Here is a 12,744-nt window from a genome sequence, read left to right on the forward strand (position 1 = left end):
GCGCCCGGACGTTGCAGGCGCACTTGGGAGAGCAGAAGGCGTGGCACTACCAGCACCACGTTGAAGACGCGAACTGCAATCCAAAGCCCATGTCGCTACTTCACGCCTTCGTTCGGGACGATCTAGCCGCGCGAACCTCGTTGCGCGTGCCGAGCTTGAAGATTTTCAGTGCCATCGAGGTATTTGGCGAGCTGGTTTCGGAGTGGGTCACGATACCGGCCGAGAGCTTCGACATGAAATCGGGGCAGGCCGAGCAGCGCGGAGCGGGCGTGCAACCGGACGTTGTGTACGAGCTCAAAAATGGGCTCTCTTTGGCCCTTGAGGTCAAATACACGCACGCTGTCGACCTGGAGAAGCAGAGACGGCTCCAGGACAATTATCACGCGGCGGTCGAGCTCGATGTATCCGACCTTCCGGCCGAAGGGATTTCAAGAGAACAGCTCGAAACGATTCTGGCGCAGTCGCGCAGATGGCAATGGCTGGTGAATCCGCGCATTCGATTCGCCGAAAGCCGAGTGCGAATGAATCTGGAGTGGGCCAAAACCGTTTGGCGCGCAGGATTCTCGTTCAACAAGACGCCGCAAGCGCGACCGGCGACGCAAAAGCTGAAGCAGGCAAAGAAGCGCCTGCTCTGGGCGGAGGATTCGCTCCTTAGCATCCGTCATCGATCTCTGGAGCCGTGGGATGCTGCCATCTGGCTTGGCGAGCAGCACAAGACCGACCGGGTGGCGATCGCTTGCGCCGCCATGAAGTTGGACCCTGAGATACTGCCCGCTTTCATGCAGCAGTCACTGCCACCCGAGAAACCGCCCACGGCGTTCGGCCATCACCCTTACTCGTGGCAACCTCCCCTCTTCATGAAGTTCTGCTTGGGCAGCAAGCCGTTTTCGGCACATGACGCCGGCGAATGGTCAGGTGTCGCAATGCCGGACCGCTGCGAGACAGAGGAAGGGAAGAAATCCCTCAACGGATACACCCGCACGGCGGCGGCGTTGCAGATGTACTTTCTACAGCTTCAGGCGCAGGGCCTTCTCACAGGTTCAGGCCAAGCGGCGCGCGAGGAACGTACCTTCACCCCGCGGTTCGCAGCTGTGGCCGACTTACACGCCCATCTGCGGGCGCTAGGCGTCTAGGAAGCGGCGCCGACTGGAGTGCCAGTCGCCCGAGCACACCACCAACAACCCAGGCCTGGCCGTGCGTGAGTTGAGTGATTGAACGTTGTAGCGAGGCCGGATTCGCTGGATGAGCAAGGATTCGATGTCGCCCAGGAGCGCGCTGCTGAAGCGCTGCTCGATGTGAACAAGCCCTACCCGAACATCGAGCATTCCGACGTCCTCAACTCTGGTCAGCTGGCTGAAGATCTGCCGCTTGTGCTTGCCGCGCAGGCGCTCGCCGACCGAACATCGATCTGCCTTGCCAAGGTAGAGGATCTCACCCGTCTTGGGATGCGAGTACGTGTACAAAACGCGCCTGTAGTCCCAGATCGAACCCCATCGGGGATCCTCGTCGAGGCGCCAGTCGATCACGGCTTTCATTGGGACCGTTATGAGTGTCTACGCCAGGAAATTCAAGTTTTGCCAACGCGCCAGAAGGTTTCACGGCCCTGGAGCGAGCAATGAGCCTAACTCGCCATTCTGAGCAAGAGCGCGCCAAACGCAATGACGGCCGCAAATGCGACTTGAGGGCTTTCCGCTGGAAGCCCGTGCGAGGCACGAACGAAGTGCTCGCAATTGAAATCGATCCACGAATAACGTTGCTGGCCTCCAATTCGCCGCGCGCGGGCCAGCACCTCGAACGGGTCGAGCTGGCCCAAATACCCATCCACCTTCACGGTGTTCGTGCCACCGAAACGAGAGTAGGGAATCTCGGTCAAACCCTGTGCGCCAGGCCCGAAGGACAGCACTTGCCGTTCGGTGGCCCAGGTGTGCTCGCCAAGAATGACCACGTGGTCGTATAGACCGCGCGGGACACGCAGCACGGTTCCTGGCAGCAGTTGCTGAAGGTTGGAAGGCCCAGCGATTCGGTCCATAATGACTCCCGGCGTTTGACTCAAGATTGCATTAAACACAAAAATGCGCAGAAACTCAACAGTTGACCGGCCTGAAGGGGCATTGGCATACCCAGCGATCGTGGGGCAGCTCCTAGCCCAGGCTCGCGAACAGCGAAACGTGAAGCAGGGCGACCTTGCTTTGCGGGTTGGTTTGTCCCAGTCGGCATTCTCCCGGCTTGAGAAGGGCGAATCTGTCATGAACCTCGCGCAGCTGCACAGGGTCTGCACCGAACTCGAAGTTGCACCCTCGGACGTGCTGAAGCGCGCGGATGCGGTGGAACACCAACTGCGCGCCCAGGGTGTACAGGTCCAGCACGAGAAACCCGAGGACGCCGGCGCACTGGTGGTTGGATTCGCTCTGCTCGCTGCGCTGCTGATCGCAGGTCGCTGAAGCTCATGGCGAACACGCTTTTGGTCGTGCCATTCGCGCAGAAGGACAAGGCCAAGGCGCTGGGCGCGCGGTGGGATGCCGACCAACGGCAGTGGTTCGTCCCGGCCGGCATGGACATCGCGCCGTTCGAAGCTTGGCTTCCCGCCGAGCGCATACCTGACTCGGATTCCCGTGAACGCGGGCCGAACGAGGCCATCACGCCCACTACCGAGCCCGCAGGCGTCAGCCTGTCGCAACTGCTGGCCGGTGTCGATCGCGCCGTAGCCCAGGCGTACCGGGAAGGGGTCTGGACGCGCGTCGACGTGGTGAACGCGACCGTCAAGAATCGGCACGTCTACCTGGAGCTTTCGGAGCGCAACGAGGAAGGCGCAGTCGTCGCCCAGGCGCGAGGCACCATCTGGGCTCGCACTGCTGATCGCATCGTCCCAGAGTTCGAACGCGCCTCGGGGGCGCAGCTAGCGCCCGGCATCAAGCTGCTCGTTCTGGCCAAGCCGGTCTTCAATGCGCAGTACGGCTTTTCTCTCGACATCACCTCCATCGATGCGTCTTACACAGTTGGCGACCTGGAAGCTCAGAAGCGGCGAATCCGCGAGCAACTGCGGGAAGAGCAGATCTTTGACGGCAACCGGCAGTTGACCTGGCCGTGGGACTTTCGACGGGTTCTCGTGGTGGCCCCTCGAGCAGGCGCGGGACTCGGTGACTTTGAGGTGGAGGCCAAGCGCCTCCACCTGGGCGGCGTGTGCGAGTTCATCTACGCATACAGCCGCTTTCAAGGCAATGGTGCGAGCGCGGAGATTGTTGCCACCATGGAAGGCGCCCTGCGGCAAGGCGGAAGCCAGCCCTGGGATGCCCTCATCATCATCCGCGGTGGCGGCGCGGTGAACGACCTGGCCTGGCTGAACGACTACCAGTTGGCCCGTTTCATTTGCACTTGCGACTACCCTGTCTTCACGGGAATTGGGCACAAGAAAGACAGCACGATCCTTGATGAAGTCGCACTTCGAAGCTTCGACACGCCGAGCAAGGTGATCGCCGCCATTGAAAGCCACATCGCGCAGCGGACGCGCGAGGCGAGCGACGCCTACGAACGGATCATGCTGCACGCCCGCCGGGACATCGAGCGCGCGTTGGCCGCTGGCGAACACCTGGACGCCGAGATCCGCGCGGCTGCGCAGGCAACCGTGGCGACCGCCCGGGGCGCTGGCGCGGCCGCGATTCATCAGGTTCAGATGATGGCGGCGGCCCAGATTAACCGCGCCCGGCAACGCAATGAGATGTGCATTCGCGAGATACGAGAGGATGCAAGGACGACCCTTCGGCAAGCAAAGCATGAAGCTCCCGCGGCGATGTCCACCATTCGGGAGCTTTCCACCGCGACGGTCAGATCATTAAGGTCCGAAGTGCGAGGTCTGCTGCCGGCGGTCTTGGAGCAATCTGGCGCCCACATAGTGCGTGCTCGTAGGGGTCTTGAGGTGGAGCGGCAAGGTCTTTTCGAGCGAGCACAAGTGTCGGTGACGACTGCCCGATCTACCAGCGAAGCCCTCGTGCGCGAAGTCGTGGCCCAGGGGCCGAAGAAGACGCTCGCTCGCGGCTTCGCGGTCGTCAAAGGGCGAGACGGTAAGCCTGTGACCACCGTCCACGGTGCCAAGCAAGCCGGCAGCATGGACGTCACCTTCAACGACGGGATAGTGCGTGCTCGTGTTGAGCCGGACGGAAAATGAATCGCATGGAGGGGCAAATGGCCAATGAGATGACGACTTTCAGGGAAGCCTACGGTGTCCTGCAACGACACGCTGAAACGTTGCGCAACCAGTCGGAACCCAATATCGACAACCTGCTTTCCATCGTCGAGGAGTCGGTGAGCGCCTATCGGGTCTGCAAGGAACGCATCGACGCCGTAGAGAAGGCGCTCGAACAGGCCCTCATCAATGTCGGGCCAGACGCCATCGGGCGCGCTGCGGAGGACGAGGGCGGCGCTCGCGCGGTGGCCGCGGCGAGCCCGGCACGTGCGGCCCCGCCGACCTCCCGTGCCCATGTCCAGAAACCGGCGAGCGGGTTCGACGACATGGATGACGACATTCCCTTCTGACGAAGGGCGCGTGCGGTCTCGGATCGCGCGGCTGCGCTACTCCGGTTGCTTGGTTTTCGGTTCGGTCAGGGCAGCGAGCGCCTTGAGCGCCACGCCACGGCCGGTGCGCGAGGCCCGGGCATAGCCCAGAACGGTCTGCACGCTAGTGTGCCCAGTCAAGGCCATGGCATCGGCTAAGCCAATGCCCTGTTGGTCCGCTTCCGTCACGAACCCGCTGCGCAGAGAATGCGCAGAAAAGTCTCCCTCCAAGCCCGCGGCCTTGCTGCGGCTCAGGACAATTCCGCGCACCGCCGCGGGCGAGAGTGGGGCGCCCACGTGCTCGCCGCGCAGTACGCGCCTGAAGATGCGTCCTTCCTGGATGCCCGCGGCGTACAGCCACCGGGCCAAGGCTTCGGCCGCAGCTCCGACCGCAGGCTTGTGGTTCTCAGGCCGCTCCGTGCCGGACCGGTTGGTCTCGGAGAAATCCAAGTCGTAGCTGTGAGCATCCCGACGTCGGCGTTGGCGACCTCGGATCGACGACGACCACCGCTGCTCCACGCGAAAAGTAGCAAGGCGCGATCGCGCTTGCCGCGCAGTGAGTCGTCGCAGGTGGCGAGCAACGCCTGCAGGGGATGGCTCGTCAGCGCGTCCTCTTCTTGGCCGATAGCCTCGCTTCACGTACGCGCGTCGTGTCTTGGAGACCAACTCGCGGACCTGGGGGTCCTCGCAGGGGTTGGGCATCGCGCGCAGCTGGTGCGCCTTGGAATGGACAGTCAGGCGGTGAACGATGGTGGTGAGCGCAAGCGCGCCGGGCTTGCCTTTGAACCCATTGGCGACCAGGGACCCGTCGATCGCGGCGGGAAGCTCGTGGCACAGGCCGTATTCGGTGGAGCCCTCGGCGTGATCGACGATGAACTGGATGACTGCCGCGGGCGGCACCGGAAGGCTCAGGGCCGCGCCATAGCGCAGCAGGAACCAGGCCGCCCAGTAGCGAAGGGCAGAGCGATAGTTCGCTACGGTGTTTTTTGATTCGCCTTCGCGCAGTAGTTAGCCCACCGCATCTTGCGTCGCTTGAGACAGTTCCTGCGGCTGCAGCGTCGATTCGCTGCGAAGGTCAGGTAGTCGCATGGTCCCGTTCCTGCCTTGGCTGGACACCCGTTTAGTCACGATAACGAACTTTTACGAAGGCGACTCTACAGGCCGGAGGAGGGGGGATCAAGGGCCTGGAACATTTTTTCCGAAGAGTGTTTGAAAAATGTTCCAGACTTAAATTTGTCGACTTCAATAAAATCAATGGGTTAGGAGACTAAGTCGGCGCTAATTTAAGATCTGGAACATTTTCAATCGAATGACGGTAAACTTCGTTCCAACAATCCCCACGGCCCGCGATGGACCCCAAAGCACAAAAAGAACTGATCGAGCTCTTCCGTGACGCCATCCAGGTGGGAGGGGCGGCGATTGAGATGCGGGTGCGCCGCTTCACCAGTCTGGTCCGACAGAGTGACGAGGCCCTTGCCGCCGCGGTGATGCCCATGGTCACCGGAACCGCAATGCGCCGCCACGATACATCGTCGGCCCCCCCGGTCGATTCCGACACCAAGCTGCCCCTGGTGCGCTTCGAGTCTCCGGACCAGCCCGCAGCCGAGCCCGTGCTGAGCCCGGAAGCGACGGTGGCCGTCACCCGGCTCCTCAAGGAGCGAGAGTCGGCCGATAAGTTGACCGCGGCCGGGCTGGTTCCGATCCGCTCCGTCCTGATGAGCGGGCCCCCGGGGGTCGGCAAGACGATGACCGCCAGGTGGCTGGCTCGCCAACTCCACTTGCCGCTCTACACGCTGGACTTGGCCAGTGTGATGAGCAGTTTTCTTGGCCGCACCGGCGCGAACGTGCGGGCCGTCCTCGAGCATGCCCAGCGGGAGCCTTGTGTCTTGCTGCTGGACGAGTTCGACGCGATCGCCAAGCGCCGCGACGACGACAGCGACGTCGGGGAGCTCAAGCGCTTGGTCACCGTGATCCTGCAGACCATCGACGACTGGACGCCCATGTCCTTATTGGTTGCGGCGACCAACCATGGCGAATTGCTCGATCCGGCGGTTTGGCGGCGCTTCGACATGCGGATGAATTTTGAGTTGCCGTCGCCGGCGCTCATCTCCCTTGCCTTTCAAGCCAAGGGCGTCGAGCGCGCCATGGCTGATTTGCTGGCCAAGCTGTTTGCGGGCCAGTCCATGTCGGCGGTTGCGCGTGTCGTGGACGCCAGCCGCAAGGAGCACGTTCTGCATGGAGTCAAGTTCGAGCAGGCGCTGGTGAACGCCGCCATGGAAGCCAGTCAGCAGCATGGAATGGCTGTCAAGGTGTTGCGCTCGGCGGGCCGGGACCTGCAGGTCCTCTTGCATCAAGCCCAGGGCATGCCCGCGCGAGAAATCGCCGACGCGATCGGCGTTTCTCACACGACTGTGCTGCGCTCCATCAAGTCAAACGCATAGGGAATCAGATGGCCGGCCCCAACTTGCTTATCGGCAATGGCGAAGTTCTGGCCAAGCCCACGGACCGAAAAACGGGTGGCTCCAATCCGAGCCGGTTCGTCTACACCATGGAGCAAGCTCGCGCGCGCCTGGCGCCCGCGCTGGCGGAGATTGCGCTCGCCCTGGACCAGCTCCCCGCAGGTGCGAAGCCATACGGCCAAGGGACGGTCGTAATGACCATCCATCCGCGGCATCTGGCCAAGACGCGCATGCCGCATCACCTGCTCAAGTACGCCAACCTCAAAATGCTGGGCAGCAAGGGCGCGTGGATCGTGCCGGAGCGCGACTTGCCCGGGCGCGAAAAGCAGACGCCGCAGGCGGCCGCAGAGGTCTACTTGGCTGCCCAAAGCGACACCTTGCGCATGCTCAAGCGCCTGTTGATGGACGACCAGGCCAACAAGGAACTGCAGCGCGACTTCCGCACCATCGAGCGCATTCGTCTGCTGCAGCCGGCCGAGCGGCTGCTCAATCTGGAGGGGGATGATGCCCAGGTGGACCTGGAGATCGTCCTTCATGGTGAGGGCAGCGATGACGTGTTGCTGGACTCCCTGGAGGCGTATGCCGCCGATTGCGGCGTTCAGGTTGGCCGCTCCAAGCTCCTGAGCGTGCGCGGCTTGGTGTTCATGCCGGCAGTCGCGCCCCGCGCAAAGCTGGATTCGTTTGCGCTGTTTACGGCCCTGCGGGCTGTGCGGCGGCTTCCCGAGTTGCGCATGAACAGACCCACGATCCGTACGCAGGCCGAGGGCGAGGCGCCCGCCCTGCCGCAGCTGGACTGCGTCGACCCATCGCTGCGGGTTGTCGTTTTCGACGGGGGTCTGGGCGTGAAGGACTTCGGTCGCTGGTGCAAGGAAGAAGTTCCGGCCCTCTTGGACTCCACCAAAGCGGACTACCTGCTGCACGGCAACGAAGTGACCTCGGCGCTTTTGTTCGGGCCCGCGGACCAGGGCGCGGTGTTGCCGCAGCCGTATTTCAACGTCGAACACCATCGCGTGATTGGATCGGCGAACGAAGTTGACGTCGATCTCTACGACTGCATGCATCGTGTGGATGCCGTGTTGCGCTCGGGCGAGGTGGACTTTGCCAATCTCTCCCTGGGCCCCCGCATGTGCATGGACGACGACCAGCCACATGCCTGGACGGCGATGCTTGACCGCCATCTCGGCAAAGGGCGCACCTTCATGACCGTGGCGGTCGGCAACGACGGTACTCTCCAAAACGACAAGGGACGTATCCAGCCGCCGGCCGACGCCGTGAATGCCCTGACCGTTGGATCGGCTTCGTCGCGCAGCGAGTTCATGTGGGGTCGCGCCGACTACAGCTGCTACGGCCCCGGTCGCACCCCGGGCCTGGTCAAGCCCGATGGACTGGCTTTCGGCGGCACCTCGCAAGAGCCACTCGTGCTGCTCAATCCCTTTGCGCGCGGCCTGACCGGCGTACAGGGGACCAGCTATGCAGCGCCTTTGGCGCTCCGTACGGCAGCCGGTGCACGGGCGCTTTGCGCGAAGCCCTTGACAGCCACCGCGCTGCGGGCGCTCATGATCCACAAGGCGGAACGCTCGGAAAACGATGATCGACGCCAGGTGGGTTGGGGGCGCTTCGCCAGCAACCCGGAAGACCTGCTCACGTGTGGCGACCATGAAGTGAGCATCCTGTACCAGGGTCACATCAAGGCGGGCGGGCGCATGCGCATCCGTGTTCCGGTGCCGCCGGTGGCCATGGGCGTGAAGCTCACGATCACGGCGACCTTCTGCTTCAGCTCGCCCGTCGACCCGGCCGACCCGGTGAGCTACACCCAGCACGGCCTGACGATCTATTTCAAGCGCAAGGACGACGACCCGGTTCCATTCTTCTCCCTGGGTGACCACGAGGGCGAGCAGGAGCTGCGCGCGGACGGCAACAAATGGGAGACGGTGCTGCACAAGACGGCGCAGTTCGAGGCCTCCGAGCTGCTCGATACCTACTTCGATGTCGACCACGGCGCGCGGCGCCGCGGCATGGCCGTGGAGAACAAGCACACCGCGTCGCTTCCGTACGTGCTGGTGGTGACGGTGGCCAGCGCCAAGGGCGAGCAGATCTACCAGCTCGTTCGCCAGCGCTACACACAGCTGTTGCCCGTCGAACTGCGCACACGCATCCGGTTGGGTACGTAAACCACGTTTGTCACTGAAAGGAGCTCACTATGGCCATTCCGAAGTACACCCTGGACTACGACAAGAAAGAGGACGACTGGAAGTTGAGCAAGCAAGGCACCGGCCAGGTCGTCGAACGCTTCGAGACCAAGCAGGTAGCCACCAAGGGCGGCGTCCTCGAAAAGGCCGTGGGGCCTGGCGGCGGCTCGGTGCGTATCAAGACCAAGGAGCACGTGATCCAGGAAGAGCGCACCTACCCGGGCAAGGCGGACCCGAAGCGGTCGAAGGGATGATGCGTCGCGACGTTCCTTGCGGACCCAACAAATGGGAGGAGGGGGCGCATGGCTGATTCAATCGCGATGAGCGACTGGCTGGCTGCGGCCGAAGAATCCATTCAGGACACTTTGAGAGAGTGCCGGGAGGGAGAGGACCAAGGCTCATGGTACGAAAACTACGTCACCACGCGCCTGCTGCTTTCCATCGGAGGGTGTGGAACATTGATGACTTGGGGTGAACGCCCCATCGCGTGGAACGCATCCAAGCTCTCCGGCGTTCCTGAGCATGACCACGGCGATGTCTGCGTCTTGGTGCGCACCTGGATCGCTGAAAAAGTGTTCGTCGACGGCGTAGCGTTCTACGAAGCAAAGAGGCAGTACTTTGACCAGGAGGGCAAGGCTCGCGGTTTCATGGCGCTCGCGCCTGAACAGATTCAGCGCATAGCCGCAAACTCCGCTACCGCCAGAGTTCTACTCTACGACTGGGACGGCACGCGAGATCGAGGCCATGTCGGCTCGGTGGCCGCGCAAATTGCGCTAGGAGCCGTTGCTGCAGGACTTGCCGGCGGGCGCTTGTTGATGCACCTGACGCGCCCCTGGATCTCCGACTTGGGCAACGTGCTGCGCGGCTTTGACTTGGACCACCGTCCGGAGGCAGTTTCGACAGCCAAGGGCTCCGGAAAGCTGGCGGCTCCACCTATGTTCTTTCTCAATGTAGCAACCGCCTTGCCGGGCCTTCAACCGAAGCTGGCGGAGGTGGATTTGACCCGGTATACGTTATTCGTCGGCGAACCTGCTGTGCCGCCAAAGCAGCAGCCAACGGTCCAGCGTCGTCGGGAAGACCCTGGCCTTTCGCGGTAGATCTGCGGGCCAGAAAAAAGGGCCGGTGCAAGGGTCTCCCCTCACACCGGCCCTGTACTACTACGCCGTTACACCAGTGGCAACAGCGGCGCGACCTCATGGATGATGGCCGCGATCGCGGTCAACAACTGGGCGAGCGCCATCAGAAAAGCGGTAAAGCGATCCAAGGTGGCCTCCTTTTCTTCTATAGGGGATTCGTCTGTCCCCCTTGTTATCCACTCGCCGTGACGCCGGGCGCACTTCGCCGCGGGGCCCCCGGTCGCTCGACTTGAGGTCGCATGCGGGTGCTGGGCGAGGGTGAAGAATTGTCGGGCGAACGCCGCAACCACGCAATTTGTGCTCGCCGCTCGGGAGCAAACAATCGGGAAAATCGGTGGCGCACCGCAGTTCCCTCGGCGGCAGCAAAATCGGCGCGCGTCGGCTAGGCGGCAGTAGTTGACGCTTGCGGTCGCCTTGACGGCAGCAAGCTTGGCGCGCTGTCGCGGCGTCGGAAGTAACTCCAGCACGCACCTTGATCGCAGTCACTCAGGTCCGCCGTCGGCGGAGACGGCATGAACTTCAGCACTCTGCCGCAGTTTTCGCGACGAAAACGCCATCCGGAATAGGTCTACTTCCGCGATGCAGACCAGAGTTGCTGCCGTCGGGCATCAAAGGCCACAGACCGTCCGGCGGTGCTGTACGACTGCAGTGAAAGTGTTCAGGTCGAAAGCTAGCTAAGTTACTGATTCCAAAGAACTTTTTGACTTTAGCTGGCGTGTGTGCCTCCCAAGAGAGCGGCAGACGACCCGACCAGCATTCGCCAAAAATCAGTCTGGCTGACCACCATTTGACCAAAGGCATCTCAGTCTCGCCAACATTTGGACAGAACAAGCATTGCTCGCTGAGCGCCCCGGTGGGTGACGATGCGGAGGCTACGAAGACATTAGGCCATCGTCGGTTGAGTCATCGCCGCGACCGGACGTTTTTCCAGTGGCGGGTGCGCGCGGCATTCGCCGCATCAAGAATGGGCCGCGTCTTCGATTCTGGATTCACCAAGACCCTGGAACCAGGTTCGCGGCACTCGGGCATTCGGTCGCGCCGTCGGACGACCTGGTTTGCGCAGAATCCATTGAGAGAACTCTGGAAGGTATGCCAACAGTTTCGGCATGTTGACAACCATCGTTTTCGGAGCATCCCGCCACGGAAATCGCAAGGTTGGCGCGGATCGTGCCCAACGATGCAAGCGTGCACGCCTGCGCGACGTCGAGGCGGGCGAGCAAATTTCTTTGAGCTCCTCACCAAATTCACCTCTCAGCACGCTTGCCATGGTGTTCTCTCGAGGAAACCAGGTGAGCTCATGTTCGTCCGGCGCCATCCAGGCGGCCATTCCCACAGCATTGAGACAGGCAGATGCGTAGGCGATTTCGAGCGCGTCCACGTGAAGACCTCCCAGCGGGAAGATGTGCTCAGAACAGTACCGCGTCAGCGCCGTGCCGATGCCTCGATCATGAAGCTCCACGGCAAGCATGACCAATGAGTGACACGCGCGCTCGGCCATCAACTGTGCCGATTCAGGTTTGTTGGCCTCGTGGAAATGCCGTAGGAGAACGATGCAGCCGGACAGGTAGGGCAGTGAAGCTTGGCGCGTCTCAGCAAGACCACCTATCCATCCCGTGTGCAGCATGGCTTGCAAATGTCCGAGGTTCTCGACAGGATGCGCATCGAGCAACCGCTGCTCCATGCCTGCTATGGGGCGGTCCACCAACAGTGCAAGCCAAAGCGATTGGAAAAGATCGGCCTTGAGCGACCAATTGGGGCGCTTATCCCGCCACTCGTCTGGCCGCACGTCTCCGATGCGATCGTCCAGCATGGAAAGCGTTCTGTCAGTGGGCATGTGCGCGCCACGCTTCAGACTACGCGCGCAGCCCTTCGTCTTGCCCAAGGGTTGCGGCGTGTTCCAAGTGGACTCGAAAAATCTCTCGACCTGCGCGACGCCGCCGCGGCGGCCGACCTGACGGAGCAATCCATAAAGGCTCAAGGCCTGCAGTCTCTTCACCTGCTGCCACCGCTCCAACTCCGACGACGCCGGGGCCTTCAGGTTCTCCTCCACCATCGACTTGCACAGCTCGGCAGTGGATGCCATGGTTCGCCTTAGCACAGGCATTGGCGATTGTCTATGCGGTAATTTCTTTGCCAGTTTTACCGCGTAGCTCTCCATCGGGGTGGCCTCTAGCATCCAGGCGTGTCCTCAGGTCACCCGGCGAAACCAGACTCGAGTCTTGAGTACGCGAATCTTGCGGCTCGACTCGAAGAGGACCTGTTCGCGCGGCACGGACCCATGATCGGCGGAGCCGCATTGCATGCTGCCCTGGGATATCCGTCCGCCACCGCTTTCCGGATGGCTCTGGCCCGGGACCGAGTGCCGATCCCCGTGTTTCCCTTGGACCATCGTCGGGGGAAATTCGCGTTGGT

General features: G+C 62.4%; 12 protein-coding genes and 1 pseudogene. 8 read left to right on the plus strand and 5 right to left on the minus strand.

Annotated elements, in window-relative coordinates; all coding sequences use genetic code 11:
• Positions 1–23 precede the first annotated feature (23 nt).
• Positions 24–1,133, plus strand: a complete 1,110-nt coding sequence (locus FN976_RS11475) for a hypothetical protein (RefSeq protein ID WP_186510841.1) — start codon at positions 24–26, stop codon at positions 1,131–1,133.
• Here FN976_RS11475 and FN976_RS11480 read toward each other — a convergent pair.
• Together FN976_RS11480 and FN976_RS11485 are read right to left on the minus strand one after the other, a co-directional pair.
• A complete protein-coding gene (locus tag FN976_RS11480; protein ID WP_145893140.1) occupies positions 1,122–1,535 on the minus strand; it encodes a hypothetical protein in 414 nt (137 codons plus the stop codon). The two genes, FN976_RS11475 and FN976_RS11480, sit on opposite strands and share 12 nt — an antisense overlap.
• Before the next feature lie 86 nt (positions 1,536–1,621).
• The gene (locus FN976_RS11485; protein ID WP_145893141.1) at positions 1,622–2,029 is read right to left on the minus strand and encodes a lecithin retinol acyltransferase family protein; all 408 of its coding nucleotides are present in this window, start codon (positions 2,027–2,029) and stop codon (positions 1,622–1,624) included.
• A gap of 43 nt (positions 2,030–2,072) precedes the next feature.
• Here FN976_RS11485 and FN976_RS11490 point away from each other — a divergent pair, with 43 nt between their 5' ends.
• Genes FN976_RS11490 through xseB form a run of 3 tightly spaced genes read left to right on the plus strand, consistent with a single transcriptional unit; the run spans position 2,073 to position 4,530 of the window.
• Positions 2,073–2,441, plus strand: coding sequence for a helix-turn-helix domain-containing protein (locus FN976_RS11490; protein WP_145893142.1), 369 nt, complete (start codon positions 2,073–2,075; stop codon positions 2,439–2,441).
• Positions 2,442–2,446: 5 nt separating this feature from the next.
• The gene (gene xseA / locus FN976_RS11495; RefSeq protein ID WP_145893143.1) at positions 2,447–4,162 is read left to right on the plus strand and encodes an exodeoxyribonuclease VII large subunit; all 1,716 of its coding nucleotides are present in this window, start codon (positions 2,447–2,449) and stop codon (positions 4,160–4,162) included.
• A 17-nt stretch (positions 4,163–4,179) separates the two neighbouring features.
• Positions 4,180–4,530, plus strand: coding sequence for an exodeoxyribonuclease VII small subunit (gene xseB, locus FN976_RS29445; RefSeq protein WP_145893144.1), 351 nt, complete (start codon positions 4,180–4,182; stop codon positions 4,528–4,530).
• Positions 4,531–4,566: 36 nt separating this feature from the next.
• Here xseB and FN976_RS11505 read toward each other — a convergent pair.
• Positions 4,567–5,553, minus strand: a pseudogene (locus FN976_RS11505) (tyrosine-type recombinase/integrase).
• Positions 5,554–5,897: 344 nt separating this feature from the next.
• Here FN976_RS11505 and FN976_RS11510 point away from each other — a divergent pair.
• Genes FN976_RS11510 through FN976_RS11525 form a run of 4 tightly spaced genes read left to right on the plus strand, consistent with a single transcriptional unit; the run spans position 5,898 to position 10,293 of the window.
• Complete coding sequence (locus tag FN976_RS11510) at positions 5,898–6,989, plus strand: AAA family ATPase (protein ID WP_255440329.1); 1,092 nt, start codon at positions 5,898–5,900, stop codon at positions 6,987–6,989.
• Between the two features lie 8 nt (positions 6,990–6,997).
• Positions 6,998–9,178, plus strand: coding sequence for a S8 family peptidase (locus FN976_RS11515; protein ID WP_145893145.1), 2,181 nt, complete (start codon positions 6,998–7,000; stop codon positions 9,176–9,178).
• A 29-nt stretch (positions 9,179–9,207) separates the two neighbouring features.
• Complete coding sequence (locus tag FN976_RS11520) at positions 9,208–9,450, plus strand: DUF2188 domain-containing protein (protein WP_145893146.1); 243 nt, start codon at positions 9,208–9,210, stop codon at positions 9,448–9,450.
• A gap of 48 nt (positions 9,451–9,498) precedes the next feature.
• Positions 9,499–10,293, plus strand: coding sequence for a hypothetical protein (locus tag FN976_RS11525; RefSeq protein ID WP_145893147.1), 795 nt, complete (start codon positions 9,499–9,501; stop codon positions 10,291–10,293).
• Positions 10,294–11,290: 997 nt separating this feature from the next.
• On the opposite strand, the gene FN976_RS11530 is transcribed toward FN976_RS11525, so the two are convergent.
• Entirely contained in the window at positions 11,291–12,415 is a 1,125-nt protein-coding gene (locus FN976_RS11530) for a hypothetical protein (protein WP_145893148.1), read from the minus strand.
• Positions 12,416–12,520: 105 nt separating this feature from the next.
• The coding region (locus FN976_RS29175) for a hypothetical protein (protein ID WP_222432803.1) at positions 12,521–12,744 on the minus strand (224 nt) is incomplete at its 5' end.

It is taken from the genome of Caenimonas sedimenti (assembly GCF_007833165.1).
GTDB classification, from domain to species: Bacteria; Pseudomonadota; Gammaproteobacteria; order Burkholderiales; family Burkholderiaceae_C; genus Ramlibacter; species Ramlibacter sedimenti.

Coding starts and splice junctions, on each gene's coding strand:
- xseB (WP_145893144.1), top strand. CDS start 4,180: ATGGCCAATGAGATGACGACTTTCAGGGAAGCCTACGGTGTCCTGCAA.
- FN976_RS11485 (WP_145893141.1), bottom strand. CDS start 2,029: ATGGACCGAATCGCTGGGCCTTCCAACCTTCAGCAACTGCTGCCAGGA.
- xseA (WP_145893143.1), top strand. CDS start 2,447: ATGGCGAACACGCTTTTGGTCGTGCCATTCGCGCAGAAGGACAAGGCC.
- FN976_RS11480 (WP_145893140.1), bottom strand. CDS start 1,535: ATGAAAGCCGTGATCGACTGGCGCCTCGACGAGGATCCCCGATGGGGT.
- FN976_RS11520 (WP_145893146.1), top strand. CDS start 9,208: ATGGCCATTCCGAAGTACACCCTGGACTACGACAAGAAAGAGGACGAC.
- FN976_RS11530 (WP_145893148.1), bottom strand. CDS start 12,415: ATGGCATCCACTGCCGAGCTGTGCAAGTCGATGGTGGAGGAGAACCTG.
- FN976_RS11515 (WP_145893145.1), top strand. CDS start 6,998: ATGGCCGGCCCCAACTTGCTTATCGGCAATGGCGAAGTTCTGGCCAAG.
- FN976_RS11490 (WP_145893142.1), top strand. CDS start 2,073: ATGCGCAGAAACTCAACAGTTGACCGGCCTGAAGGGGCATTGGCATAC.
- FN976_RS11510 (WP_255440329.1), top strand. CDS start 5,898: ATGGACCCCAAAGCACAAAAAGAACTGATCGAGCTCTTCCGTGACGCC.
- FN976_RS11525 (WP_145893147.1), top strand. CDS start 9,499: ATGGCTGATTCAATCGCGATGAGCGACTGGCTGGCTGCGGCCGAAGAA.